At 63.0% G+C, this 24,630-nt stretch carries 25 protein-coding genes and 1 tRNA gene; 15 read left to right on the plus strand and 11 right to left on the minus strand.

From position 1 onward, the window contains the following. The 3 genes from rlmD to ACMI1Q_RS08060 all read right to left on the minus strand — a co-directional run. On the minus strand, positions 1-1,397 hold a 1,397-nt coding region (rlmD, locus tag ACMI1Q_RS08050), incomplete at its 3' end, for a 23S rRNA (uracil(1939)-C(5))-methyltransferase RlmD (RefSeq protein ID WP_419503394.1). 18 nt (positions 1,398-1,415) lie between these two features. Further along, positions 1,416-2,393: a substrate-binding domain-containing protein gene (locus ACMI1Q_RS08055; protein ID WP_419503395.1), complete on the minus strand. Its 978-nt coding sequence runs from the start codon at positions 2,391-2,393 to the stop codon at positions 1,416-1,418. A 15-nt stretch (positions 2,394-2,408) separates the two neighbouring features. After that, positions 2,409-3,251: an AraC family transcriptional regulator gene (locus ACMI1Q_RS08060; RefSeq protein WP_419503396.1), complete on the minus strand. Its 843-nt coding sequence runs from the start codon at positions 3,249-3,251 to the stop codon at positions 2,409-2,411. A 255-nt stretch (positions 3,252-3,506) separates the two neighbouring features. Here ACMI1Q_RS08060 and ACMI1Q_RS08065 point away from each other — a divergent pair, with 255 nt between their 5' ends. Both ACMI1Q_RS08065 and ACMI1Q_RS08070 read left to right on the plus strand, forming a co-directional pair. Beyond that, the gene (locus tag ACMI1Q_RS08065) at positions 3,507-4,742 is read left to right on the plus strand and encodes a cation:proton antiporter (RefSeq protein WP_419503415.1); all 1,236 of its coding nucleotides are present in this window, start codon (positions 3,507-3,509) and stop codon (positions 4,740-4,742) included. Further along, entirely contained in the window at positions 4,739-5,374 is a 636-nt protein-coding gene (locus tag ACMI1Q_RS08070) for a TetR/AcrR family transcriptional regulator (RefSeq protein WP_419503397.1), read from the plus strand. The genes ACMI1Q_RS08065 and ACMI1Q_RS08070 overlap by 4 nt, the downstream gene beginning before the upstream one ends. 65 nt (positions 5,375-5,439) lie before the next feature. Here ACMI1Q_RS08070 and ACMI1Q_RS08075 read toward each other — a convergent pair. The 3 genes from ACMI1Q_RS08075 to ACMI1Q_RS08085 form a co-directional block, all read right to left on the minus strand. Next, positions 5,440-5,515, minus strand: a tRNA-Thr gene (locus ACMI1Q_RS08075). Between the two features lie 51 nt (positions 5,516-5,566). Continuing rightward, positions 5,567-5,791 (minus strand): hypothetical protein, encoded by a 225-nt coding sequence (locus ACMI1Q_RS08080; RefSeq protein WP_330057314.1) that lies wholly within the window; start codon positions 5,789-5,791, stop codon positions 5,567-5,569. Then, positions 5,781-6,899, minus strand: a complete 1,119-nt coding sequence (locus tag ACMI1Q_RS08085) for a hypothetical protein (protein ID WP_419503398.1) — start codon at positions 6,897-6,899, stop codon at positions 5,781-5,783. Before ACMI1Q_RS08085 ends, ACMI1Q_RS08080 begins: the two co-directional genes overlap by 11 nt. Before the next feature lie 87 nt (positions 6,900-6,986). Between ACMI1Q_RS08085 and ACMI1Q_RS08090 the strand changes: the two genes are divergently transcribed. The 8 genes from ACMI1Q_RS08090 to ACMI1Q_RS08125 all read left to right on the plus strand — a co-directional run bounded on the left by ACMI1Q_RS08090 (position 6,987) and on the right by ACMI1Q_RS08125 (position 14,894). After that, complete coding sequence (locus ACMI1Q_RS08090) at positions 6,987-7,283, plus strand: YabP/YqfC family sporulation protein (protein WP_419503399.1); 297 nt, start codon at positions 6,987-6,989, stop codon at positions 7,281-7,283. 3 nt (positions 7,284-7,286) lie between these two features. After that, on the plus strand, positions 7,287-8,441 hold the full coding sequence (locus ACMI1Q_RS08095; RefSeq protein ID WP_419503400.1) for a sporulation protein YqfD: 1,155 nt from the start codon (positions 7,287-7,289) through the stop codon (positions 8,439-8,441). Positions 8,442-8,571: 130 nt separating this feature from the next. Beyond that, positions 8,572-9,537: a PhoH family protein gene (locus ACMI1Q_RS08100; RefSeq protein WP_177521279.1), complete on the plus strand. Its 966-nt coding sequence runs from the start codon at positions 8,572-8,574 to the stop codon at positions 9,535-9,537. Between the two features lie 81 nt (positions 9,538-9,618). Continuing rightward, a complete protein-coding gene (gene ybeY, locus ACMI1Q_RS08105) occupies positions 9,619-10,119 on the plus strand; it encodes an rRNA maturation RNase YbeY (RefSeq protein ID WP_177521280.1) in 501 nt (166 codons plus the stop codon). Between the two features lies 1 nt (position 10,120). After that, positions 10,121-10,579 (plus strand): diacylglycerol kinase family protein, encoded by a 459-nt coding sequence (locus ACMI1Q_RS08110; protein WP_330057322.1) that lies wholly within the window; start codon positions 10,121-10,123, stop codon positions 10,577-10,579. A 25-nt stretch (positions 10,580-10,604) separates the two neighbouring features. Further along, positions 10,605-11,477 (plus strand): GTPase Era, encoded by an 873-nt coding sequence (era, locus tag ACMI1Q_RS08115; protein WP_419503416.1) that lies wholly within the window; start codon positions 10,605-10,607, stop codon positions 11,475-11,477. Between the two features lie 244 nt (positions 11,478-11,721). Further along, positions 11,722-12,465: a DNA repair protein RecO gene (gene recO, locus ACMI1Q_RS08120; protein ID WP_419503401.1), complete on the plus strand. Its 744-nt coding sequence runs from the start codon at positions 11,722-11,724 to the stop codon at positions 12,463-12,465. Between the two features lie 44 nt (positions 12,466-12,509). After that, a complete protein-coding gene (locus ACMI1Q_RS08125; protein ID WP_419503402.1) occupies positions 12,510-14,894 on the plus strand; it encodes an endonuclease MutS2 in 2,385 nt (794 codons plus the stop codon). 89 nt (positions 14,895-14,983) lie between these two features. On the opposite strand, the gene ACMI1Q_RS08130 is transcribed toward ACMI1Q_RS08125, so the two are convergent. Together ACMI1Q_RS08130 and sigG are read right to left on the minus strand one after the other, a co-directional pair. After that, the gene (locus tag ACMI1Q_RS08130) at positions 14,984-15,178 is read right to left on the minus strand and encodes a hypothetical protein (RefSeq protein WP_419503403.1); all 195 of its coding nucleotides are present in this window, start codon (positions 15,176-15,178) and stop codon (positions 14,984-14,986) included. 128 nt (positions 15,179-15,306) lie between these two features. Further along, positions 15,307-16,077: an RNA polymerase sporulation sigma factor SigG gene (gene sigG, locus ACMI1Q_RS08135; RefSeq protein ID WP_394980756.1), complete on the minus strand. Its 771-nt coding sequence runs from the start codon at positions 16,075-16,077 to the stop codon at positions 15,307-15,309. A gap of 139 nt (positions 16,078-16,216) precedes the next feature. Here sigG and ACMI1Q_RS08140 point away from each other — a divergent pair, with 139 nt between their 5' ends. Further along, entirely contained in the window at positions 16,217-16,732 is a 516-nt protein-coding gene (locus tag ACMI1Q_RS08140) for a hypothetical protein (RefSeq protein WP_330058997.1), read from the plus strand. A 60-nt stretch (positions 16,733-16,792) separates the two neighbouring features. Here ACMI1Q_RS08140 and sigE read toward each other — a convergent pair whose 3' ends face one another. The 3 genes from sigE to ACMI1Q_RS08155 all read right to left on the minus strand — a co-directional run bounded on the left by sigE (position 16,793) and on the right by ACMI1Q_RS08155 (position 19,158). Next, positions 16,793-17,512, minus strand: coding sequence for an RNA polymerase sporulation sigma factor SigE (gene sigE, locus ACMI1Q_RS08145; protein ID WP_419503404.1), 720 nt, complete (start codon positions 17,510-17,512; stop codon positions 16,793-16,795). Then, on the minus strand, positions 17,503-18,402 hold the full coding sequence (locus tag ACMI1Q_RS08150; protein ID WP_419503405.1) for a sigma-E processing peptidase SpoIIGA: 900 nt from the start codon (positions 18,400-18,402) through the stop codon (positions 17,503-17,505). Before ACMI1Q_RS08150 ends, sigE begins: the two co-directional genes overlap by 10 nt. A gap of 129 nt (positions 18,403-18,531) precedes the next feature. Next, on the minus strand, positions 18,532-19,158 hold the full coding sequence (locus tag ACMI1Q_RS08155; protein WP_419503406.1) for an HAD family hydrolase: 627 nt from the start codon (positions 19,156-19,158) through the stop codon (positions 18,532-18,534). A gap of 193 nt (positions 19,159-19,351) precedes the next feature. Here ACMI1Q_RS08155 and ACMI1Q_RS08160 point away from each other — a divergent pair, with 193 nt between their 5' ends. The 4 genes from ACMI1Q_RS08160 to ACMI1Q_RS08175 all read left to right on the plus strand — a co-directional run bounded on the left by ACMI1Q_RS08160 (position 19,352) and on the right by ACMI1Q_RS08175 (position 24,581). Then, a complete protein-coding gene (locus tag ACMI1Q_RS08160; RefSeq protein WP_177521623.1) occupies positions 19,352-19,636 on the plus strand; it encodes a PRC-barrel domain-containing protein in 285 nt (94 codons plus the stop codon). A 44-nt stretch (positions 19,637-19,680) separates the two neighbouring features. Then, positions 19,681-21,570 carry an LTA synthase family protein gene (locus ACMI1Q_RS08165; RefSeq protein WP_419503407.1) on the plus strand — a complete coding sequence of 630 codons (1,890 nt, stop codon included), beginning with the start codon at positions 19,681-19,683 and terminating at the stop codon, positions 21,568-21,570. Between the two features lie 84 nt (positions 21,571-21,654). Further along, positions 21,655-23,880 (plus strand): ATP-dependent RecD-like DNA helicase, encoded by a 2,226-nt coding sequence (locus ACMI1Q_RS08170; RefSeq protein WP_419503408.1) that lies wholly within the window; start codon positions 21,655-21,657, stop codon positions 23,878-23,880. Then, positions 23,871-24,581: a ComF family protein gene (locus tag ACMI1Q_RS08175; protein WP_419503409.1), complete on the plus strand. Its 711-nt coding sequence runs from the start codon at positions 23,871-23,873 to the stop codon at positions 24,579-24,581. The genes ACMI1Q_RS08170 and ACMI1Q_RS08175 overlap by 10 nt, the downstream gene beginning before the upstream one ends. Positions 24,582-24,630: the final 49 nt, after the last annotated feature.

Consider the following 24,630-nt stretch of genomic DNA (forward strand, 5'->3'; position numbering starts at 1 on the left):
AAAGAGAACTCAACCCGAATCTTTTTCGAGTCGACCTCACCCTTGGAAAGCAAGACAACCGTCTCCACATGCTTTGTGCGGGGGAACAGGTCCACGGGCTGCACCTTCATGGGGCGGTAGCCCCGGTCGGCAAGATAGCGGCAGTCCCGGGCGGCGGTGGCGGCGTTGCAGCTGACCATCACCACACGGCGGGGAGCCATGGCCAGCACCGCGTCCAGGGTCGCCGCGTCGCAGCCCTTGCGGGGCGGGTCAAGGCAGATGACCTGCGGGCTGAGGCCCTCGGCGGCAAGCTGCGCCGCGGCCTGCCCGGCGTCGGCGCAGAGGAACCGGGCGTTTTGCACACCCATGGCCGCGGCGTTGGCCTTGGCGCTCTCCACCGCTTCGGGCACGATTTCCACGCCCACAAGAGCGCTGCAGTCGTCCGCCATGGAAAGCCCGATGGTGCCCATGCCGCAATAGAGGTCCAGCAGGGTATCGGTGGGCTGCAGGCCGGCGAACTCCCGTGCCACAGCGTAAAGCCGCTCGGCGGCGGGGGTGTTGACCTGATAGAAGGACAGCGGCCCCAGCTTCACGGGCACGCCGCACATCGTGTCCTCAATGTAGCCGGCGCCGAAGAGGGGGATGCACTCCTCGCCGGTGATGACGTTGGTCTTTTGGCGGTTCACATTCAGAACGATGGTCTTGATCTGCGGGAACTGAGCCGTCAGTTCAGCACAGAACGGCTCCGAATCGGGCAGGCTGCGGCCGTTGATGACAAGACAGAGCAGCACCTGCCCGCTGTGCCAGCCCTGGCGCAGGAAGATATGCCGCACAAGGCCGCGGTGGGTCTCTTCATTATAAAGAGGGATGCGGTGCGCCTGCAGAAATGCGCAGACCGCGGCGGCGATGTCGTTGAGAGCCTTGGGTTGCAAGAGACAGTCCTGACAGGGGACAAGCCGGTGGCTGCGCCCGGCATAGAAGCCGAAGGTCACGTTTCCATCCTTGTCATACCCGACGGGGAACTGCACTTTGTTGCGGTAGCGGTCGGTCAGGGGGCCGGTGAGCAGCGGCAGCACTGGCAAAGCCTCAAAGCCGCCGAGACGGCGGAACGCATCGACCACAAAGCCCTCTTTGGCGCGGGCTTCGGTCTCATAGTCCAGATGACGGAAACAGCACCCGCCGCAGGGACGGAACACCGGGCAGTCCGGCTGGATGTGGCCGGGGCCGGGGACGTGCAGCTCCTCCACGATGCCAAAAGCATAACGGCCCATGTCCTTCACGATTTTCACGGTGGCATCGTCGCCGGGGGCGGTGGCGGGCACGAACACCGCCTTGCCGTCCAGCCGGCCCACGCCGCTGCCGTCGCTGGAAAGGCTCTCAATGGTGAGCCGCGCCAGGGTGTTTTTCAAGCCGGGCACAAAAAGCCCTCCTTTTTCTCATTCGCTCAGGCCGTAGGGCAGGATGAAGCGGCCCGCCTCGTCCGACGAGAGTTCGGTGCCGAGGCCGGGGAACTGGTGCTCCAGCGCGTTCAGCGCCATCCGGGCCGCCGTGCTGCCCATGGCCACCGGGTCATAGTGCGCCACAGCCTGCACGCCGTCCGCCACGAGGCTGTCCGCCTCTTCCGGGGTGTCGGCGGCGGCATAGATGCGCACCGGCTGCTCGCCTTCCAGCCAGCCCAGGGCCGAAGCGGTCTCAAGGGCGGCCTGCGCGTCCTGGACGCTGGTGCAGAGAATGACCTCCGGCGCGCCCTGACCGGCAAGGGATTCGGCGTCAAAAGGGAGCGCCGCGCCCTCACCATCGGTATAGCTCACCTGGGCGGTGTACACGCCATAGTGTTCGCACTCGGCCAGCGCATAGTTGGCCAGATCGGTCTGTTCCTCGTCGGGGGCGCTCTGGTACAGGTAGTATTGCAGCAGCAGGTCGCCGTTCGCGTCGGCGACGGTGCCGTCGCGGTAGTCCATGGCGATGGCCTTGCCCAGCACCTCGCCGCCGTGGGAGGCAAGACTGCCCAGATACCACAGCTCGGCGCTGGAGTTCAGGGTGGCGTCACTGGGGCTCTCGCCCACGAAAAACACCGTGGCGCCCGCCGTTTCGGCAGCCTCCAGCAGGGAAGAGTCCACCGAGGCGGCGTCCTGGGGAACGATGAGCACCCCTGCGCCGGCGGCCAGCAGGCGGTTTGCCGCATTGGCATAACTTTCGCCGGGCTCAGCGGTCAGAAGCTCCACTTCCTCGGCTTCCAGCGCGGTCTTCAGTGTGTCCGCGTCCAGATAGGTCTTGCCGCTGGGGGAGGTGAGCAGCCCCACGCTGGGCGGCGGGGCGAAAAAGTCGATGGTGTAAAGATAGAAAACGATGCAGACGGCAGCGGCGCCCGCCAGCAGCAGTCCTTTAAAGATGTTGAAAAGAATATGTTTCATTGCGGTCACTCCCGGTCATGCGCTGTGGTCCGGCATCGCGCTGAGATAGCGGCTGGGCGGCATGCCCATGGACTTTTTGAACACTCTTGAAAAATAGAACTTGTCGGAAAAACCCACGCTTGTGGCGATCTCCGCGATGGAGAGCTGGGAGTTTTTCAGCAGATTGCAGGCCTCGCCGATGCGGTAGGAGGTGAGGTAGTCGATGGGGCTCTGACCCACGTTGCTCATGAACAGGCGATAGAGATGGCTGCGGCTGACGCCCACCGTCCGGGCGATGTCGTCAATGGTGATCTCATGGGAATAGTTGAACTGGATGTACTTGATGGCGTTCAGCACATACTGACTGCCGGCGCTGGGGGCATGGATCTCCTTTTCGGCGGCCTGATGCATCAGCTCCGACAAAAAGAGATACAGGTTGCCCACCATGGCCGCCTCGTTCTCCGGTTTGGGGCCGCGGGCGTTGAAGATGCTCAGCAGCGCCTGCTGCAGAGGCTCGGGCCGGGTGGAGTGGAACACCAGCTTCTGTTCGGTGAAGGGGGTGTGCTGCACCAGCTTGGAGGCATAAGCGCCGTTGAATCCCACCCAGTAGTATTCCCAGGGGTCGTCCTCGCTGGCGTTGTAGCCCGCCAGCTGGCCCGGACGCAGCAGAAAAAGGTCGCCGGGGCCCAGATGATGTTCCTGCCCGCCGGCGCGATAGCAGCCGTGCCCGTCCACCACCAGGTGGATGAGGTAGTGGTCCCGCACCGCCGGCCCCCAGGTGTGCAGAGGGGCGCAATGCTCCAGACCGCAGTTGAAGATCGCCATCTCCACATGGTCGGAATAGTCCTGCTTGAAGGATTGTTTGTAGATTTCCGCCAAGATAAAGCCTCCTCGCCACGCCAAAACGTGACCTTGTTTGACAAACAAAATTATTTTATCAGATTATTCAACAAAAGTCCATCCATTGTTTGGCTTTTCCATACTTTTTGTGCCTTCCGCCGCCTTTGAAAAGAGCGGAAGGTCCATTCACAAAAAATTCACAGGCAAGATATAGACGAATTCGTCTAAAAGGGTTATACTTTCAAATTGTAGACGAATCCGTCTGTTATTGCAAGGAGATGCCTTTTTATGGAGATCCTTATGGATGTGCTGCGGCTGCTGGCCGCTATCCTTATCGCGTTCGCGGCGGGCAAACTGGTCGCCCGGCTGAAGCTGCCCGCCATTCTGGGTTGGCTGATCGCGGGCATGATCATCGGCCCCCACGCCCTCGGCCTGCTGAGCGGGTCGGTGCTGGACTCCCGGTGGTTCGGCGTGCTGGAAAGCTTTTTTGAATGTGTGTTCGGCCTGATGATCGGCACGGAGCTCATCTGGAAACGGATGAAAAAGGCCGGGCTCCAGATTTTGGTCACCACCCTCACCGAATCGCTGGGGACTTTTCTGGTGGTGAGCCTTGTGTTCGGTGTCATCTTCTGGTTCACGGGCACGCCCCTTTACATGGCGTTCCTGTTCGGCGGCATCGCCTTGGCCACCGCGCCCGCGCCGTCGCTCTCGGTGGTGAGTTCACTGAAGGCCGACGGCCCGGTGACCCGCACCCTCATCCCCATGGCCGCGCTGGACGATCTGGTGGGCGCACTGGTCTTTTTCCTGGTGGTGGCTTTTGTGGCGGCGCACCTTTCCACCGCGAACATCCCGGTGCTGGTGCTCATGCTGCTGGTGTTTCTGCCGGTGGTCATTGGCGCGGTCACTGGCTTCGCTGCGGGCAAAATGTTGCGCCGCACCAAAACAGGCGAAGGCGCGCTGGCGGTCATGCTGGGCATGCTTTTGCTCTCCGCCGGCATTGGATTTGCCATCAACAGTGCGCTGCCGGCGCCGCTTTTGAACTTCATGCTCATCGGCATGGCCTATTCGGCGGCCTTTGCCAACATGATCACCGAAGCACAGCTGGGCGCCATGATGAAGGTGATGAATCCGGCCATTGGATTTGCTATGATCGTGGTCATCCTGAATCTGGCCGCGCCGCTGGACTACCATCTGGTTTTCGGCGCGGGCATTTACACCGCGGTGTATATCATCGCCCGGGCGGTGGGCAAATACAGCGGCGCGTTTCTTGGCGCGTCGGCCACCCATGCCCCGCCTACGGTGAAAAAGTATCTGGGGTTCACCCTGCTGCCGCACTCCGGGGTGTCGCTGGTGTTCACCGGCATCGTGGTGTCGGTGCTGGAAGGCCCCGCCCCCGAGTGCGCCTCGCTGATCCAGGGCACCATCGCCGCGGCGGCGGTCATCAACGAGATCATCGCGGTGTTCGTTGCCAAGAAAGGCTTTGAGTGGGCCGGGGAACTTCACAAGGCGGAAGGAGGGGTGCGGGCATGACCCAGAAGGAACGGCAGGAGCGCAGCAAAGAGGAGATATACCGGGCCGCCATGGCGGAGTTCGGTTCCCGCGGCTACGACGGTGCAAACATGGAGCACATCTGCGCCGACCACGGCATCTCCAAGGGCATGATGTACCATTATTACTCAAGCAAGGACGAGCTGTTCCTGCTCTGCGCGGAACGCACCTTCCGGGAGCTGACGAATTACGTCGCCCAGGGCATGGACGCGCTGAATGAAACCGACATCCCGCAGGCCATCAAGGGCTTTTTCCTGCTGCGCGAGGGCTTTTTTCAGGACCGGCCCAATGAAAAAGCGGTGTTCGAGAGCGCCATGCTCCGTCCGCCACATCATCTGGCCGGACAGATACAGGAACTGCGCGCGCCCATCCGCCGGCTGAACCGTGAGTTCATCGAGCGGATGGTGGCCCGCATGCCGCTTCGTCAGGACCTGGAGCCGGAAAAGGTGAGCTGTTACCTAGCAGGCGTCGAACCCTTCTTTCAGGACATCCTGAACAGTTTCCACGAGACGCAGGACCTGTATTCCATGCTGAACGCCTCAGAAGAACTGCTGAATATGGTGCTTTTCGGAGTCCTCCGCCAGGACGGCGAAACCGAAGAGCGGCCGCAGTAATCACAACAAAAAGGCCCCGGTCACTGACCGGGGCCTTTTTATTCGGACCGAAGCCCATGTTGAACTGGAGCTGGAAACGTGACTTGAACACGCGACCTGCTGATTACGAATCAGCTGCTCTACCGACTGAGCTATTCCAGCGGAACGGATATTATTGTAACGGAAAAAGCATCGTGCGTCAAGAGAAAACGGTCAATCCAGGCGAAAATCCTCCGGGGAGAAACTGGGCAGCCGGGGCTGGCGGCGGGGCACCCGCTGGATGGGGTCGTAGAGAAATTTTTTGCAGTGAAAATAGGGGGAAACGACCCCGCGCTTCTGGCACAGGATCATGCGCGGGTCGGCGGCACGGCGGCCGTGCTCACAGTATTCGCAGGCCGGTTCCACATTCTGGCCGGGCACGGGATGCTTACGAAACACGGCGGCGCCTCCTTTTGTGATTTTCGTTCATTATACTCTTTTGACCGCCGGATGTAAAGCCGAGGCCGTAGAGCGCCGCACAGCACAGCGCGAACAGAACAAGGGCGGCGTCCGGCGCGGTGCGGCTCTGCACGATGAGGCACTCGCCGGCAGCGGCCGCGGCGGCAGCCCCGGGCACAAGGCCCAGCAGAAGGCGCAGCGCCCCCAGAGAAAGAGCCAGATGCACGGGCCTTGCCGCCGCCAGCGGCAAAAGGGAAATGTCCTGATCCAGCAGAGCCCGCACCTGCAAAAAGACAGAGAGGCTCTGGATGCTCAGGGCGGCGCAGCATCCGTAAACTGCCGCCGCACCTTCCAAATGGCTTGCCTGAATGCAGCCGCCGGTCACCTCCAGCAGCGCCGCAAGGGCCGCCCGCACCGGCCCCGACGCGGGCAGGAAGGAGCCCAGCGCATGGTTCAAAAAGCTGAAAAAGGTCACGAAGCCGCACACTGCCAGCATGCTTTGCACCGCCCCCTGCACAGCGGACACAAGACTGATGCCCTGCGCCGCGTCTTCCGGGCAGGAGGCAGATTTCGCAAGAGTCTCCGGCTCCGAGGCGAGAGCGGCCCGGGCCAGAAGCCCCGCCGCCAGGTCCGCCAGCAGCAGCGCGGCGAAGATGCACCAGCCCAGCCGCAGACTGCCCAGCAAAAGGCAGCCCACCGTGTTCACCACGAAGGCGGGCCCGGAACCCACGCCGCAGACGAGAAGCAGCTGCGCCTGCCGCCGGGTGAGGGCGCCCCCGGCATACATCTGCCCGATGACCCTTGCCGCCACGGCAAAACCGCCCAGCCATGCCAGCAACAGCGCGGTGGCGGCGCGGCTGTCCCGGATGCCGAGGCCAAACCGGGTGTAGGGCCACACCGCCGCGCCCAGCACCTTTGCCAGCGGGCTGGCCGCAATGATAGAGGAGACCACGAAAAAGGGGAACAGCGCCGGGACGACCTGCTCTGCGCAGCTGGCAAGACCCGCCCGGATGCCCTCAATGCAGGCAAAGGGACGGGCAAACAAAAGCGCCAGCATTGCCAGCGCGCACACGCCGCCAGCGGCAGCGCGCAGGGGAAATTTCTTCATAAGCTCATCCTCCCGGCTAATATAAATAAGGGTAAGCGGCGCACAGCGCCGCGCAAAAAAGGTCACTGAAGCGGCAGGGGGCAGGAGATGAAACATAAACGCAAAACCAGACGGGAGAGACCCGGGACCTATCTGAAGCGGCTGGTGCGTCAGCCGCCCGCCGCCTTTTACCGCCAGCCCGTTTTGCACATCCAGTGCGGCGGGCAGGTGGAAGTGGAAGGCTGCAAAGGTGTTTTGCTTTACGACGAGAACCAGATACGGCTGGATATGGGCGGCTGGCAGGTGAGCCTCTACGGCGACGAGCTTACCCTGTGCGGCGTCGGCGGGCGGATGCTCACTCTGAAGGGGAAGATATTCCGCGCGGAATTTTCAAACGAGAGGTAAACGATGGGGCTGATTTGGGCAAACTGTTTCGCAGGCGTTGACTTCACTGCTTCCGGCGGGCGAAGCGAAAAGCTTATCACGCTGTGCGGACGACAAGGCATCCCGCTTTACAACATCCGTCCCACGGCGGACGGATTCACGGCGCGGCTGCCCGCCCGCCGGTATCGGGAGGTCTCACGCCTGGCGCGGCGCTGCGGCACCCGCCTGCGGGTGCGGGAAAGGCTGGGCGTGCTTTTCCGTCTCCGGGCTTACCGGGGCCGCTGGGGGCTTGTGCTCGCGCCGCTGGTGTTTGCGGCGGCGGTGCACCTGCTGGGGCAGAGCGTCTGGTCCATCCGATACGACGGGCTGGACGCGGCGACCCGCAGCCGGGTGGAGCAGACGCTCTATTCTATGGATATTTGCGAGGGCGCGGTTTTAACCCAGGAAAAACTGCGCCTTGCGGAAAAACAGCTTATGGACGGGGACGAAGCCTTCGGCTGGGTGTCACTGAACTTTGAGAAGGGGCGGCTGGTGGTGGAAGCCAGCCCCGCGCTGCAAAAACCCGCCATCGAATCCAACGACCCGGTGGACCTGGTGGCGGCGGCGGACGGCATTCTGCTGGAGGTGAACGCCCAGGAGGGATTCGCCGTCAAATCAGTGGGGCAGACCGTCGCCGCCGGGGACGTGCTGGTGAGCGCTTACAAGCCGGACCCATACGAGCAGCCGGTGGAAAGCCACGCCAAAGGGCTGGTGGTGGCGGCGGTGAAAAAGACCTACCAGTGCGTGCAGCCTTCCACCTATGAGGTGCAGGCGCTCACCGGCAGGGTGGTCGGCAGCTGCCGCCTGCGCCTGTTCGGGCACACGCTGGAACTGGGGGCGCAGCTGCCGGAGGGCGGGGAGGTGCGCACGGTGCACCGGCCGCTCACCGTGTTGGGATTTGCCCTGCCCGCCACCATTGAGGAGCGGTATGTGCCTCAGCGGGAGGCGCGCCAGTTCCACCTCACGCCGGACGGCGCCCGCCAGTACGCCCGCTTTGCCTGCCTTGCCCAGCTTTACGCGGAGTTTCCGGACGCGGAGATCATCGCCGAAAGCCGCCAGGAAAGCTGGGACGGCGGCACTTTGACCTACACAATGACGGTGGATTTCAAGGCGGACATTGCCCGGGAAAAGGGTGGATGAAAACGCCGTAAAATTTTGTGTAAAACAGACAGTTCCTATTGGAATATTTTGTGGTATAATAACGATGTATTTGTGGGCGCAGGTGCAATCGGCCGGCCCCGCGAGATTTCGGCAAGTGAGCAGGTGTGGAATGGCAGAAAAACTGATCGAGCTGAACAGTGTAGAAACAGCGCTGGAGATTTTTGGCAGCCGGGACGAGAACATCCGCCTTTTGGAGAACGAGTTTTCCATCACGGCGGTGTGCCGCGGCTCCCAGATCAAATTCACCGGCGAGCCGGAGCAGGTGGCGGCAGCCGCCCGCGCGGTGGACGCCATGCTCACATTGCTGGAAAACCACACCCCGCTGGAAGAGCAGACGGTGCGCTACTGCATCAGTCTGGCCGGCGCAGGGGAAGAGCGCCGTGTGCGGGAGCTCACCCAGGACTTTGTGGCCGTGACCGCCAAGGGGCGGCCCGTGCGCCCCAAGACGCTGGGCCAGCGGGAGTATCTGCAGGCCATCAAGCAGAACGCCATCACCTTCGGCGTGGGCCCTGCCGGCACCGGCAAGACCTATCTGGCGGTGGCCATGGCGGTGAAGGCCTTCAAGAGCAAAGAGGTCAGCCGCATCATCCTCACCCGGCCCGCCGTGGAGGCGGGGGAGAAGCTGGGCTTTCTGCCCGGCGATCTGCAGAACAAGGTGGACCCCTATCTCCGCCCGCTCTATGACGGCCTGTTCGACATGCTGGGGGCCGAGAGCTTCCAGAAGCTGCTGGAAAAGCAGACCATCGAGGTGGCCCCGCTGGCCTACATGCGCGGCCGCACGCTGGACGACGCCTTCATCATCCTGGACGAGGCCCAGAACACCAGCCGGGAGCAGATGAAGATGTTCCTCACCCGCATGGGCACCGGCAGCAAGGTGGTGGTCACCGGCGACGTGACCCAGATCGACCTGCCGGACCGCAGCCGCAGCGGCCTTCTGGACGCCTTGAACGTGCTGAAGAATGTGGAGGGCATCGCCCGGGTCTACTTCACCGAAAAGGACGTGGTGCGCCACCGTCTGGTGCAGGAGATCGTCAAGGCCTACGACCGGGCGGCGCGGCAGCGGCGCAATCCCTGAACTGACGCCCTGAGCCGGGGCGTTTTGCGCGGGCGGGACCCCGCGAACGGAACCATTAAAAACATGAAGAGGTGAAACGGTGTGTCAAACAAAGTGTTGATCACAAACCAGCAGAAGAAGGTGAAGATCCCCTCGGGCCTGCGCATCCTGATCCGCCGCAGCTGCAACGCTGTGCTGGAGTTTGAGGGGTTCGAGCAGCCCGCGGAGATCAGTGTGACCTTCGTGGACAACGCCGAGATCCAGACCCTGAACGCCCAGTACCGGGGCAAAGATATGCCCACCGACGTGCTCAGCTTCCCCTTGGGCGAGGACGGCAAATACGATGTGGACCAGGACACCGGCGCCTGCCTTCTGGGAGACATCGTGATCTCCATGGAGAAGGCGATGGAGCAGGCGGAACTCTACGGCCACCCGCTGCAGCGGGAAGTGGCCTTCCTCACTGTGCACTCCATGCTGCACCTGCTGGGCTATGACCACGAGCAGGGCGGCCTTGCCGCGGTGAAGATGCGGGAAAAGGAAGAGGCCGTGCTCATCCAGCTGGGCCTGCCCCGCACTGTGTCCTACACGGCGGACCAGATCTGATATGCGGCGGTTTTTTGCCGGGTTTGGCTATGCGGCGCAAGGCTTCTGGGCCGCGGTGAAAGAGGAGCGCAACCTGCGCTTTCACCTGTGCGCCGGGGCATACGTGCTGCTGGCCAGCCTGTTCTATTCCTTCAGCGCGGTGGAGTACGCCCTGCTGTTTCTCTGCATCGGCGGCGTGATCGCGCTGGAGCTGGTGAACTCTGCCATCGAGCGGTCGGTGGAATCTCCCGACCCCGCCCACTGGCGGGCGGCGGGCGGCGCCAAAGACATGGCCGCGGGCGCGGTGCTGACCTTCAGCATCGCTTCGGCGGCTGTGGGCGTGATGCTGTTCTGGCAGCCGGAGGTGCTGTGCGCCATCCCCGGCTGGTTCTTCGCGCACCCCTGGGCCCTGGCCCTGCTGGCGGCGTCGCTGGCCGGGGCCTGGTTCTTTGTGTTCTGGCCCGAAAGAAAGAAAGGATGATCCTTTGCAGACCTCATCGGTTTTTGTGGCCCTTGTGGGCAAGCCCAACGTGGGCAAATCCAGCCTGACCAACCGGCTGGTGGGGGAGAAGGTGGCCATCGTCACCTCTAAACCTCAGACCACCCGCACCCGCATCACCGGCATCGTCACCCGCGGTCCGGTGCAGTATGTCCTGCTGGACACCCCCGGCGTGCACATCCCCCGCACAAAGCTTGGCGAGCGGATGAGCAAGACCGTGACCGACAGCGTGGCGGATGTGGACGTGAGCCTGATGCTCTTTGAGCCCTACGGCGAGTTCACCGAGGCCGAGCAGGCCATGATCGACGCGCTGCGGGGCACCCCCGCAGTGGCGGTCATCAACAAGACCGACACTCTCAAAGACGAGGCGGATCTGGCGGCGCGCACCGCAAAGCTGGAGGCTTTGGGCGTGTTCGACAAGGTCGTGGCCATCAGCGTCCGGGAGGACAAGGGCTGCGAGGAGCTGTTCGGCATCCTGGCCGCCTACGGGGTGGAAGGCCCCCACTATTTCGACGACGACGCCTACACCGACATGCCGGAAAAGGCGCTGGTGAGCGAAATTCTGCGGGAGAAGATGCTGCTTTTCCTGCGGGACGAGGTGCCCCACGGCATCGCCGTCACGGTGGAGCGCTTCAAGGAGCGGGAAGACAAGAACATCATCGACATCGACGCCAACATCTACTGCGAGCGCAAGAGCCACAAGGGCATGGTCATCGGCAAGGGCGGCCAGATGCTGAAAAAGATCGCCAGCGCCGCCCGGGTGGACTGTGAGGAATTCTTGGGCGCGAAGGTGAACCTTCAGTGCTGGGTCAAGGTGAAGGACGACTGGCGTGACAGCGACTTCCTTTTGAACGACTTTGGCTTTGTTCAAAACAAATGATGTTGTCGGTTAAACACGACACATCGCAAAAATTTTTCTACATCGCTGGACAACTTTTCCGGGCATACCGGCGTACAATGGTGGAACAGTACCACCAGGGGGCGACCAGCGATGGACAGCAGCGGTTCTTATTGGAAAGATTGGAAAGAGTTTGAAACGACCGGCGGCGTGCGGGAGTACCTGAACTACAAAAAGGCTCTGCGCACCGGGCAGCCCGGGCTGCCGCCGCCCGCGGGAGACGAACATGCAACTGGTGACGCCGGGCCTGGTGCTGCGGGAAGTGAAGGTGGGGGAATCTGACCGTATCCTCACCATCCTCACCCCGGAGCACGGCCTTATCTCCGCATCTGCCAAGGGAAGCCTGCGCCTGAAAAGCAAACTTTTCAGTGCCTGCGGGCTTTTTTGCTATTCGGAATTCACCCTGTTTGCGGGCAAGTCCATGTACATGGTGGACGACGCCCAGGTCAAACAGGTGTTTTTCGGCCTGCCCAAAAGCATCGAGGGCATGGCGCTGGCCATGTATCTGGCGGAGATCGCCCTGACCCTGCTGCCCAGCGGCGGCGAGGCGGCGGCCCAGCTGCGCCTTCTGCTCAACAGCCTCTACCTCATCAGCGAGCAGAAAAGGCCCCTGGCCCAGATAAAGGCGGTCTATGAGCTGCGCTCGGTGTGCGAGGCAGGATACATGCCCGCGCTGCTTTGCTGCAAAAGCTGCCAGAAATACGACGGCGGAGATTTTTACTTCGACATCGGCGCGGGCGAGCTGCTCTGCGGCGACTGCGCCGAGGCCCAGGGCCTTGCGCCCAATCTGGACGAGGGCGCGCTTATCGCCCTGCGCCACATCGCTCTGGTGGAGGACAAGAAGGTGTTCGCCTTCTCTCTTTCGCCCAAAAGCCTGGAAAAACTGGGCCGCGTCACCGAGCGCTACGCCGCCGCCCGGCTGGACAAGCCCCTGAAAACGCTGGATTTCCTTCACTCTGTGATGGAGTGAACTGAACTACATAGCGGGCGCGATGCGCCCTTTTGAGGAGAATCATGGATACAAGTTATCGCAAAACACTGGAACTGGACAAGATCCTGGAACGGGCGGCGGCGCTGGCCGTCTGCCCCGAAGCCCGCACCCTGCTTTTGGAGCAGCCCGCGGGCGAAACGCCCGACGAGGTGCGCTATGCCCTGAGTCAGACCGACGCCATCGCCAGCCTGCTGCTGAAAAACGGCAGCCCCCGGTTCGGCGGCGTGTCCGGCGTTGACAAGGTGGTGAGCCGCGCCGTCAAGGGCGGCGTGCTCTCCATGGCGGAACTGCTGGAAGTGGCGGGCGCGCTGCGCAACTTCCAGAACCTGGTGTCCTGGTACGGCCTCACCGAGCACGACATGCTGCCGGTGGACGATCTGTTCTACGCCCTCAGCCCCCAGCCCGGGCTGGAAAAGCAGATAAGCTCCGCCATCCTCTCGCCGGAGGAAATGGCGGACACCGCCAGCAACACCCTGTTTGAGGTGCGCCGCAAGATACAGGCCACCGAAAACTCCATCCGTGACAAGCTGGACGCCATCATCAAAAACAGCACCACCAACAAGTTCTTGCAGGACGCGGTGGTCTCCATCCGAAACGGCCGCTTCGTGGTGCCGGTGCGGGCGGAGTACCGGGGCGAAGTGGGCGGCGTCATCCACGACGTGTCCAGCAGCGGCGCCACCGTGTTCGTGGAGCCCACCGCCGTGGTGGAGGCCAACGCCAAGATCATGCAGCTGCGCAGCCAGGAGAAGGCGGAGATCGAGCGCATCCTCATCGCCTTCACCGAGCAGGTGGCCTCCATCGAGCCGATGTTCAACTTCAGCTACAAGGCCATGCTGGACATCGACGTGCTGCTGGCCAAGGCCCATCTGGCCCTGGAGCAGAAGGCCTGGATGCCCCAGGTGGCGGACGACGTGCATTTTGACCTGAAAAAGGCCCGCCACCCCCTCATCGACCCCGACAAGGTGGTGCCCATCGACGTGGCGCTGGGCGAAAATTACGACACCCTGGTCATCACCGGCCCCAACACCGGCGGCAAGACCGTCACCCTCAAGACCGCCGGCCTGCTCTGCGCTATGGCTCAGCACGGCCTGCTCATCCCCGCCCACGAGCACAGCACCGTCTGCGTGTTCACCGACTATCTGGTGGACATCGGCGACGAGCAGAGCATCGAACAGAGCCTGTCCACCTTCTCGGGCCACATGAAAAAGATCACCGGCATCCTGGACAACGCCTTCAAGGGCAGTCTGGTGCTGCTGGACGAGCTGGGCGCGGGCACCGACCCCGCCGAGGGCGCGGCGCTGGCGGTGAGCATCATCGAGCAGCTGCGCATCCAGGGCGCGCTGGTCATGGCCACCACCCACTATTCCGAACTGAAGGCGTTCGCACTGGAGACGGCGGGCGTGGTGAACGCCAGCTGTGAGTTCGACGTGGAGAGCCTGCGCCCCACCTACAAACTCAGTGTGGGCGTGCCGGGCAAGTCCAACGCCTTCCTCATCAGCGAAAAGCTTGGCCTGCCCGCCCGGGTCATCCAGCGGGCCCAGACCCACCTTGCCAGCGACGACAAGCGGCTGGACGACGTGCTGGCCCAGCTGGACGATTTGAAGCTGCAGCTGAAAGAGAGCCAGGACGAGGCGGAAAAGGCCAAGACCGAGGCGGAGAAGATGCTGGAAAAGGCCCGGGAAAAGTGCGACGCGCTGGTGCGTCAGGGCGAGACCGAGCTGGAAGCCGCCCGCCTCAAGGCACGGCAGATGACCCAGCAGGTGCAGGCGGAGGCCTACGCCCTCACCGACGAACTGCACAAGCTGCAAAAAGACGACAAACAGTCCGCCGCACAGCGGGCCGCCCGCGCCCGGGAAATTGCCCGCAAGGATGCCGAGCGCCTGTTCGCCAAGAGCGACGTGGCCCACAACCCCGTGCGCCAGTTCGTGCCGCTGAAAGAGGTGCGGATGGGGCAGGAGGTGGTCATCGCCGAGTATGACCAGCTGGCCACCGTCACCTCGCTGCCGGACCGCAACGGCATGGTTGAGGTGCGCGCCGGCATCATCCGGACCAAGGTGCCCCTCTCCGGCCTCAAAGCGCCGGACAAGCTGCAAAAGCCCCAGAAGAAGGGCGGCCGCGCCGCTCCCGCGCCCCGCAGCGCCACCGTGCAGCGGGTGGAGCGCAGCGCCAGCATGGAGATAAACCTGCTGGGCATGACCGTGGAGGAGGCGCTGATGGAGACCGACCAGTTCATCGACCACGCGGTGATGAACGGCCAGACCATGGTCTACCTCATCCACGGCAAGGGCACCGGCGCGCTGCGCAACGCCATCCACCAGCACCTGCGGGGCCACAAGAACGTCAAGAGCTTCCGCCTTGGCCGCTACGGCGAGGGCGAGGCCGGCGTGACTGTGGTGGAACTGAAGTGAGAACCAACAAAAAACAGGCTCCTCTCCGGTGAGAGGAGCCTGTTTTGCGTTCGGAAAAGCCGGGGCCCGGCAGGCGGGCCGCCGGTCTGTCAGTCTTCCAGCAGCTTGCGGTTGGGCACGATAAATTCGCCGATCTCGACGTAGGGCAGGTCGGGCTGCTGGGCAAAAACAGCCGCCGCTTTTTCCATGATGTCCGGATGGTCGGACTCCAGGGCAAAATAGGTGTTGAATTCTTCGTCGGTCATCGGGACCATGCCGTTCTCTTCGGTCATATTCATCATCATACATCAGGAAACATGTTGGATTTGAGCAAAATCTGCACGTGGTGGTCGTTTCCTTGCCTCCTTGTATATATTATACGCAGCAGAATCGGAATGTCCACGAACGATGCCTGTAAAATTTCAGCGCTTGCTCACAGCTTGCCCTTGATGCGCCCCAGGGCGTTCTTTTCCAGGCGGCTCACCTGGGCCTGGCTGATGCCGATCTCCTTTGCTACCTCCACCTGCGTTTTGCCCGAGAGGTAGCGCAGCGCCATGATTTTTTTCTCCCGCTCGCTCAAAGCCTGCACCGTGTCTCTGAACATGATGCCGCTGATCCAGCTGTCCTCGCCGCCGCCGTCGCCCAGCTGGTCCATCACATAGATGGTGTCGCCCTCGTCGCTGTACACCGGCTCATAGAGGCTCACCGGGTCCACCACGCTTTCCAGCGCAAGGGTCACGGTGGCTGTGGGCAGCTGCACCTTGCGGGCGATCTCGTCCATGTGCGGCTCCCGGTTCAGTTCCTTTTGCAGCTGTTCCTTGGCCTGCATGGCCTTGTAGGCGATGTCCCGCACCGAGCGGGAGACCCGCACGGCGTTGTTGTCCCGCAGAAAGCGGCGTATCTCGCCCACGATCATGGGCACCCCGTAGGTGGAAAAACGCACGTTCAGGTCCGGGTCAAAGTGGTCTATGGCCTTGATGAGCCCGATGCACCCCACCTGAAACAGGTCGTCCATGCTTTCGCCCCGGCCCACGAATTTCTGCACCACGCTCAGCACCAGCCGCAGGTTGCCCTGTATCATCCGCTGGCGGGCCTCCTTGTCGCCTGCGCGGGCGGCCCGCAGCAGAGCGGTCTTTTCCTTCTCGGTGAGCACCGGAAGTTTTGCGGTGTTCACGCCGCATATCTCGACCTTGCCGTAATACAAAGATGGTCACGCTCCCCCCATGGCATGACAAAAGTATGGCCGCCCGCCGCGCCGGGCAAACAGCGCGGCCGCTGGTAAAAGCTGGCCGCACATCTGCCGCCCGCGCGCATACAGTGAGGGGGAGGGGGAGTGATCTTGTATGGAGATTCGTATCCTGGCGGCGCTGGCCGTGGGGGGCGTGCTGCTGGCGGCGGTGCTCATCACGGTGGCAGCGGCGCTGCTCTATTCCCGGTTTGGCACGGGGCAGTGGGAGTACGCCCGGCCGGATTTCGGACGCCGCGCGGGTTTTCGGGCCCGGAGCCTGCCGGAAAATGACATCGTCCGGCTGGACCGCATATCTCTTTTGAGCGGGGCGGTGGCTCAGTTGGAATACACGGTGGAGCCGGAGTGGAAACTCATTCTGCGGGTGGGCCGCGCGGGCGCCGACCTGCGTGAGGGCGATTTTGAGCAGAACTTCCGGGAGCAGGTGACCCTGTATCACCGGGACATCCGGGTGAACATCAGCCAGAACGAGGGCGGCGCGGCGATGCTGCGCTGGAGCAAAAACGGCTTTGACTATCTGCTTGCCCTGCCGGACAGCGAAATGGGCCTGCGGGGCGGCCTGATGCCGCTGTTCGTGCAGCAGACCGAAATGGTGGAAAGCAAGACCGCCTGACAAAAGCAAAACAGAGCCCCCGCCGCCTGCAGGCGGCGGGGGCTCTGTTTTGCTGCAAACTCAGCACATCTTTTCCAGGTCCCGGCGCAGCCGGGCGATGATGCGCTTTTCCAGCCGGGAGATGTAGCTTTGGGAAATGCCGATCTCGTCGGCCACCTCTTTCTGGGTGTGCTCCACGCCGTCCAGCAGCCCGAAGCGCATCTGCATGATCTGCCTTTCCCGGGGGGGCAGCCGGTCCACCGCCGCCAGCAGCATGTCCTTCTCGGCGTCCTGCTCCAGCTGGGCGCTGATCTGGTTCTGGTCGGTGCCCAGCACGTCGGACAAAAGCAGCTCGTTGCCCTCGCCGTCGGTGTTCAGCGGCTCGTCGATGCTGGTCTCCTGGCGGCGGTTGCTGCTCTTGCGCAGGAACATCAGGATCTCGTTCTCGATGCAGCGGCTGGCGTAGGTGGCCAGCTTGATGTTTTTGGCGGGCACAAAGGTGTTCACCGCCTTGATGAGCCCGATGGTGCCGATGGAGATGATGTCCTCCACGGCGATGCCGCTGCTCTCGAACTTGCGCGCAATATACACCACCAGCCGCAGGTTGTGGGTGATGAGGATGTCGCGGCAGCTTTGCCGGCCCTCTTCCAGCCCCTGAAACACCAGCTTTTCCTCTTCGGGGGTCAGGGGCGGCGGCAGGGCTTCCGGCCCGCCGATGTAGTAAACGCCGCCGGGCAGCCGAAGCCGCGCCAGCAGGCGGCGCAGCCCGGCAAGAAGACGGCGGAACAGATTCAGGTGCATGCTTTGGACCTCCTTTCGGTCTCGTCCATCAGGAATTCCCGCCCGAACAGGGCCTGGAACTGCCCGTCCCGCAGGGGCTCGGCGGTGAACACAGCCGTCACGTTTCGGGCGGTGAGCGTGTGTCCCTGCCCCGTGAGCCGGGCGCCGGCGGCGGTCAGACCCGGCAGCACGGCGCTGCCGGCGGCCCCGGAACAGGGCACCAGCCGCAGGCCCAGCCCCTCGGGCGGAAGAGGGTTCTGCCCTGAAAAGTATCCCCGCAGAAAGGCGTTCACTTCGTCCGAAAGCTGACGCTCCGCCCCCGGCCAGCTGACCAGAAGGGTCTGGCGCCCGCCCACCGGGTCCCGCAGAAAAAAGCCGGTGTCGTAATAAGCCTGGACCCGTATCTCACTGCCGGCCAGACACAGTTCCAGCTGCCAGGGCTCCTGGTCGGCGGGCGGCCCGAAAACCAGCAGCACCAGCCGCACCGCCAGATACACCGCCAGCACCGAGAGCACCAGCACCATCGGCGAAAGGTCGGCATACACCGTCAGGTTGTGCACCCGCACGCCGTTCATGCCGCCCCGCTGCAACCCCAGCAGGGCAAGGCCCGCCAGACCCAGATTGAGGGCGAAGAACCATGCCCCCGCCCGCAGAAAAGGGCGAAGACCATGCCAGCCGAAGGCGGCCAGTGTCACCAGCGCGGCGCTGGCCAGCTTGTAGGCGAAACCCAGCGGCGCGGGCAAGGCGGGCGCTAAAAGGATCAGCGTGCTGGCCGCGGCAAGCGCTGCTCCGGCCAGGGCGCGGGGCGCAGAGCAGGCCGCGCCGGCAAGCCAGCCGGCCGCCCGCAAAAGAAAATACCCTGCGATGAAATTCGTCACCAGCAGGATATCCAGATAGACAACGATCTTCACAGCCCCACCTCCCGGCTAACAGTGTACCGCGCGGCGGCGGAGAAGACTGTCAAAAGCTGGGTGAGGGCCCGGCCCGCCCGGGCATAAAAAATCCCCCGTGCCGCCGGCACGGGGGGAGAGGGTTGCGTTTTACCAGAGCAGGTGCTCCTTGATGGGGATGCCGCAGGCATTCAGCGCCCGCAGGAAGGACGCGCCGCCCTTGTAGTGGATGCCGGTGATGCCCAGGTCGTAGGCGGCGGTGGTGTTCAGCTTGTTGTCATCCACAAAGATGGTCTCGCCGCACACCAGACCGTAGCGCTCGATGAGAAGCTGGAAAATGCGGGGGTCGGGCTTGTTGGCGCCCGCCTCGCAGGAGGCCACGCCGCCCTCGAACAGGGGCCAGAAGTCCCGCTGCTGCATCTCCTCGTAAACGTCCCAGGGAATGTTGGAGAGGTAATACAGCGAGAAGCCCATCTTTTTCAGCCGCTTCATCACGTCCACCGTGCGGCGGCGGGTCTTGAGCATGCGGTACCAGTCGTCCAGCACGCTCTGCACCTCAAAGGTGCAGCCGGCCTCGGCGGCTTTCTGAAGCATGGCGGCGTTGCCGGCCTCGCGGTCCAGTTCGCCGGCGTCCAGCTGACGCCACTCCACACTGCCGAAGGTGATGTCGTACACCTTTGTCTCGATGGCTTCGTCGTAAAAACGGTCCAGCAGAAAATCGTGAGGGGCAAAATCCACCACGACGCCGCCCAGATCGAACACGATGTTTTTGTACATGGGTCATATCCTCCCGAGGAAAGGGTTGTTCTTTGACAAGTTTCATCCATTATACACTATTTTGTGCTAAAATACAAAACCGGACACATATCTTTTCAACAGGCAAACATGGGGCTCGTTGCAATACAGCGGGGGTCAGCATCGTTTAGTATAGCGAAGGCACTCCGCCGCACGGCCCGGAAAGGGGAGGACCATGACCCTGAGCGAGCTTTGCAAAAAGGATGTGATCCAGGTGCCGCTGGGGGCGAATCTCGGCCGGGCGGACGATCTTCGCTTTGACCCGCAGACCGCCGCCCTTGAGGGGCTCGTCCTGCTGGGCCGGCCGCGGCTGTTCGGACTGCTGGGCCGGCAGGAGGACGTGTTCATTCCCTGGCGGGAGATAGACGCCATCGGCGCGGACGTGATCCTTGTCCGCACCCAGCTGCCCACCGGCACGCCCAAAGCCCGCGGCGGGTTTTGGGCGCGGCTGCTGGAATGACGGCAAAACTTTTTCAGGAGGTTTCATTTCCCTTGCAAACGACGTTGAAACAAAGAGCGCCCTGGCGGGCGAAACTTTCCATCTTCTGGTGGCCGATGGCTCCCATCGTGGCCACCGTCACCCTGTTGTGCACCGAATGGATCCACCGGGGGAGCCTGAGCGCCTCCTTCTGGACCGACAACTTTCTGCCTCATTTTGGCAGTTTTGCCTGCAGCTGGCTGCTCATCCTGTGCACCTACCTGTTTTTGGCGAACCTGACGCGGCTGCCCGCGCTGGCGGTGCTGGTGTGCGGCGCGGGCGGGTGCATCCCCGCCACAGTGACCTACTTCAAACTCAAGCTGCGGGGCGAGCCCTTCTTTCCCTGGGACCTCTCCCAGGGCGCGGAGGCCGCCGGCGTGGTGGGCAAGGCGGGTCTGGAACTGCAGACCTCCATGTGGGTCAGCGCCCTCATCATTCTGGCGCTGGCAGTTTTCGCCTGCCTTGTGCCCCGTCCCCGGGGAGGGGCTGTGTGGCAGTTCATCCTCTCCTGGGCGGCGCCCGGGGCGGGCGGCCTTGCGCTGCTTTTCCTTGTGTTCCTCAGCCCCACCGGCTCCCGGATGGTGGGCATCGTGCCGGATATGTGGATGCAGAACCGCTACTACCGCAACTATGGCGTGATCGCGGGCTTTTTGACCAATATCCAGAACCTTGAGGTGGACGAGCCCGAGGACTACTCCGAGGAGACCGTGAAACAGCTGGTGGAGCAGGCCTACAGCCAGGACCTCGCCCCCGAGTTTGAGGGCAGCTACGCCCAGGCGGGGGACGGGCAGGTCACCCAGCCCAACATCATCTTCATCATGGACGAATCCTTCTGGGACGTGCAGGAACTGGAAGACTACGGCGTGGTCTTCGACCAGCCGGTCACGCCGAACCTCCACCGCCTGATGGAGACCTCCGCCTACGGCAAGGCTTACAGCCCCAGCTTCGGCGGCGGCACCTGCGACGTGGAGTTCGAGGCCCTCACCGGTTTTTCGGTGGAATTTCTGCCCAGCGGGTCCAAGCCTTTCCAGCAGCATGTGACCCGGCCCATGTTCTCCATCGCGTCGTACTTAAAGGACCAGGGCTACGCCACCCAGGCCATCCATTGCTATTATGCCAAGTTCTGGAGCCGCAACACCGCTTACCCCAACCTGGGCATCGATGAGTTCATCTCGCTGGAGGACTTTGTGGACCCCGAGCGCAAGCGGGACACCGAGTGGTCCGGCGGCCTTGTGACCGACGCGGAGATGGCCCGGCGCATCATTCAGGAGTATGAGGAGCGGGACGAGGACAAGCCCCTCTTCATCCACGCCGTGACCATGCAGAACCACACCAGCTACAACAAGAACAATTACCCCGAGGAGGAGCTTGTGGGCATCCTGGAGGCGCCGGAGGGCATCAGTGAGAGCACCCTCGGCGCATTGCAGGACTTCGCCACCGGCGTGCGGGAGGCGGACGCCATGCTGGGCACCCTCACCGACTACTTCAGCCAGGTGGACGAGCCCACCATCCTGGTGTTCTGGGGCGACCACTACAACCCCATCGGCAGCGGCTATGAAGTCTACACCGCCACCGGCTACGCCTCCGGGGCGGACAGTGAGAGCCCCGAGCTCCACCAGATGCCGCTGCTCATCTGGAGCAACTACTGGGACGGCAAGGTGGACCTGGGCACCGTGGCCGCCTATCAGATCAGCCCTGTGCTGATGGAACTCTACGGCCTGGAAGAGCCGCCCATGTTCCGCTATCTGGCAAATCAGCTCTCCGCTTACCGCAGCCGCACGCTGGGCGTGACCATCCTGCCCGACGGCACGACCACCGACGCCGACCTCACCGAGGGACAGGAACAGTGGTTCCAGAACCACTGGCTGCTGCAGTACGACCTGATGTTCGGCGAGGAGTACGCCCTGACCCGATGACGGGCCGCGCTTCGGTTTACAAAGCCCCGGGCCCGCGGTATAATGGCTTTGAATCTGCCTGCGGGGGAAAGGGGAGCCAGAGCGATGGATGAGGTGCGTTCCGGGGAACTTCTGTGCATGGAAGGCGTAGTGGAGAATGTGATTTTTGAAAACCCCGACACCGGCTATGCCGTGTTCGAGGTGAATGCCGGCGGCGAGCTTCATGTGGTCACCGGCGAAGTGGGAGAAGTGAACCCGGGCGAAAGCGTCACGATCTACGGCCGGTTCGAGATCCATCCCGCCCACGGCCCGCAGTTCAAAGCTGAAAGATGCGAGGTCAGCATGCCGCAGGACCTTGCGGCGACCCTTTCTTATCTCTCCAGCGGGGCGCTGCCCTACATCGGGCGCGCCACCGCCAAAAAGATCGTGGAGCGCTTCGGCGCCGACTGCCTGGAGATCATTGCCAATGACCCGCTGCGCCTGACCGAGCTGCGGGGCATCACCCCTGAAAAGGCGAAAGCCATTTCGAACGAGTTCAGGCGGATGTTCGGCGTGCGGGAGGCGGTGGCCTATCTGGGCCGCTTTAACATCTCAGCGACGCAGGCGGTGGAGGTGTTCAAACATTTTGGGCCCTCCACCGTGGAGGAGATAAATCGCAACCCCTATATCCTATGCGGGGAACCGCTGCACCTGCAATTCAGCCGGGCAGACGCCATTGCGGCCGACCTGCAGATCGATTCGACGGACTCCCTGCGGGTGCGGGCGGGTCTTCTCTATGTCCTGCGCCACAACGCAGGCAACGGACACACCTGTCTGCCCCGCGAAAGGCTGGTGCAGTGCACCGCCAACCACCTGAAGATCGGAACGGACGCGGTGGATATAGAACTGGATCATCTGCTCGATGATGGCGAGGCGCACAAATGCACCCGCGCGGAGGGCGAGTTTATTTTCCTGCCGGACCTTTTCAATGCGGAGATCGACATTGCCGCCCGGCTGTGGGAACTCAGCCGCCATCCTGTGACTCCTCCCGCCGACGTGGACCGAAACATCGCCGTTCTGGAAAGCGCCCAGGGCTTTGCCTACGCGGAAGAACAGCGCAAAGCCATCCGCATGGCCATGAGCAGCAGTGTGATGGTGCTCACCGGCGGACCGGGCACCGGCAAGACCACCACCGTGAACGCCATCCTCTCGCTTTTGCAGCATTCCGGGCAGCGCGTGTCTCTCTGCGCGCCCACCGGGCGCGCGGCCAAGCGCATGTCGGAGCTGACGGGCCAGAAGGCCCAGACCATCCACCGATTGCTGGAGGTGGACTACGACCCGCAGAGCCGCCTTTTGCGCTTTATCCACAACGAGAAAAACCTGCTCAAGTGCGATGTGGTGGTGCTGGATGAGATGAGCATGGTGGATGTGAAGCTGTTCCAGAGCCTGCTGGCGGCGCTGCGCCACGGCTGCCGCATCATCATGGTGGGCGATGCCGACCAGCTGCCCAGCGTGGGCCCCGGCAATATTCTGGGCGAGGTCGTCCAGAGCGGCGTGGTGCCGACGGTCAGGCTGGAGCGCATTTTCCGCCAGTCGGGCCAAAGCCTCATCGTGAAAAACGCCCACCGCATCGTCGAGGGCTTTGTGCCCCAAAAGGGCACGAAAGAAAGTGATTTCTTCTTCCTGCCCTCTGCGGGCATGGCGTGCCAGCAGCTGGTGTGCGATCTTGTGAGCCGCCGCCTGCCCGCCACCTATGGGTTTGACCCCATGCGGGACATTCAGGTGCTCTGCCCCAGCAAACTTGGACCGGTGGGCACCACGGAACTGAATTCCTGCCTGCAGCAGCTGCTCAATCCGCCCGCCGCGGATAAGCCCGAACTGGAAGTCGGCGGTCGGGTGCTCCGTCAGGGCGACAAGGTGATGCAGGTGCGGAACGATTACCTCATCCCCTATGAGCGTGATGGGGGAGAATCGGGCGTGGGCGTATTCAACGGGGATATGGGCGTCATCCTGCAGGTGGACCCAGCCCAGCGCACCCTGCTGGTGCAGATGGAAGACAGAAAGATAACCTATGGCCCGGATACCCTCCAGGAGCTGGAGATCGCATACGCCATCACCGTCCATAAAAGCCAGGGCACCGAGTTCACAGCGGTGGTGATGCCGCTGAGCGGTGTTCCCACAATGCTCCGCTATCGTAATCTCCTGTACACCGGCGTCACCAGAGCGAAAAAACTCTGCGTCCTGCCGGGTGAACTTTCGGTGATGGAAGAGATGGTGGCAAACGTGCAGAAAAACAAGCGGTACAGCTGCCTTTGCGCGCTGCTGGGCGCTGGAATGGCACAATGCAGCTGAGGGTCGCCGTGCAGCTGGCGGCGGGGCTGGTGTATCCCCGGCGCTGCCCCTTCTGCGACAGGGTGCTGGGCTGGATGCCCGACTGCCCGGACTGCGCAGCAGAGCTGGCAAAACTGCGGCGCGCGGTCCCGCGGCTGCCGGCCACCGAGCATATCCTGCGGGACGTGACAGGCGCTGCCGCGGTGTGGCGCTACGACGGGTGCGTGCGGCAGGCCATCCTGCGCTTCAAAAACGGCGGACGCGCCTGCTACGGCGAGACCCTGGGCGCGGAGATGGCGCGGGCCGTTTTTGGTTGTAATTACGACATAAAGCGTGGTATAATAACTTTTAACGGTGTGCCGCCGCTGGCGCGCTTCGACCTGGTGGTCCCTGTGCCTTCCTCCGAACGGGGCAGGGGATATGAGCCGCCGGAACTTCTCGCCGGGCCGCTGGCCCGCGCGCTGGGCATCCCGCTGGAAAAGCGGGCGCTGCGCAAGACACGTGTCACCCACACCCAGAAGGGCCTGTCCGCAGCCGAGCGGCTGCAAAACCTGCGGGGCGCTTTCTGCGTGAGGAATGCGCAGCGCATCGAAGGACGGCGGATCCTGCTGGTGGACGATGTGATCACCACCGGCGCCACCATCAGCACCTGTGCCGCGGCGCTGATGCAGGCCGGCGCGCTGGAGGTATTCGCGGTGGCTGCGGCGCATACAGAACTGTGAAAAGCAATTTGAAATATACCCGGACGCAAAGCCTTTCCGGCGTTTTCCT

The organism is Candidatus Allofournierella excrementavium, from assembly GCF_048526665.1.
In the GTDB taxonomy this organism is placed as follows: Bacteria; Bacillota; Clostridia; order Oscillospirales; family Ruminococcaceae; genus Allofournierella_A; species Allofournierella_A excrementavium.

What these genes read in the sequence shown, in the direction of transcription:
- ACMI1Q_RS08055 (WP_419503395.1), bottom strand. Translation starts at nt 2,393, where the DNA reads ATGAAACATATTCTTTTCAACATCTTTAAAGGACTGCTGCTGGCGGGC.
- ACMI1Q_RS08070 (WP_419503397.1), top strand. Translation starts at nt 4,739, where the DNA reads ATGACCCAGAAGGAACGGCAGGAGCGCAGCAAAGAGGAGATATACCGG.
- ACMI1Q_RS08085 (WP_419503398.1), bottom strand. Translation starts at nt 6,899, where the DNA reads ATGAAGAAATTTCCCCTGCGCGCTGCCGCTGGCGGCGTGTGCGCGCTG.
- ACMI1Q_RS08090 (WP_419503399.1), top strand. Translation starts at nt 6,987, where the DNA reads ATGAAACATAAACGCAAAACCAGACGGGAGAGACCCGGGACCTATCTG.
- ACMI1Q_RS08095 (WP_419503400.1), top strand. Translation starts at nt 7,287, where the DNA reads ATGGGGCTGATTTGGGCAAACTGTTTCGCAGGCGTTGACTTCACTGCT.
- ACMI1Q_RS08100 (WP_177521279.1), top strand. Translation starts at nt 8,572, where the DNA reads ATGGCAGAAAAACTGATCGAGCTGAACAGTGTAGAAACAGCGCTGGAG.
- ACMI1Q_RS08110 (WP_330057322.1), top strand. Translation starts at nt 10,121, where the DNA reads ATGCGGCGGTTTTTTGCCGGGTTTGGCTATGCGGCGCAAGGCTTCTGG.
- recO (WP_419503401.1), top strand. Translation starts at nt 11,722, where the DNA reads ATGCAACTGGTGACGCCGGGCCTGGTGCTGCGGGAAGTGAAGGTGGGG.
- ACMI1Q_RS08125 (WP_419503402.1), top strand. Translation starts at nt 12,510, where the DNA reads ATGGATACAAGTTATCGCAAAACACTGGAACTGGACAAGATCCTGGAA.
- ACMI1Q_RS08130 (WP_419503403.1), bottom strand. Translation starts at nt 15,178, where the DNA reads ATGATGATGAATATGACCGAAGAGAACGGCATGGTCCCGATGACCGAC.
- ACMI1Q_RS08140 (WP_330058997.1), top strand. Translation starts at nt 16,217, where the DNA reads ATGGAGATTCGTATCCTGGCGGCGCTGGCCGTGGGGGGCGTGCTGCTG.
- sigE (WP_419503404.1), bottom strand. Translation starts at nt 17,512, where the DNA reads ATGCACCTGAATCTGTTCCGCCGTCTTCTTGCCGGGCTGCGCCGCCTG.
- ACMI1Q_RS08155 (WP_419503406.1), bottom strand. Translation starts at nt 19,158, where the DNA reads ATGTACAAAAACATCGTGTTCGATCTGGGCGGCGTCGTGGTGGATTTT.
- ACMI1Q_RS08160 (WP_177521623.1), top strand. Translation starts at nt 19,352, where the DNA reads ATGACCCTGAGCGAGCTTTGCAAAAAGGATGTGATCCAGGTGCCGCTG.
- ACMI1Q_RS08170 (WP_419503408.1), top strand. Translation starts at nt 21,655, where the DNA reads ATGGATGAGGTGCGTTCCGGGGAACTTCTGTGCATGGAAGGCGTAGTG.
- ACMI1Q_RS08175 (WP_419503409.1), top strand. Translation starts at nt 23,871, where the DNA reads ATGCAGCTGAGGGTCGCCGTGCAGCTGGCGGCGGGGCTGGTGTATCCC.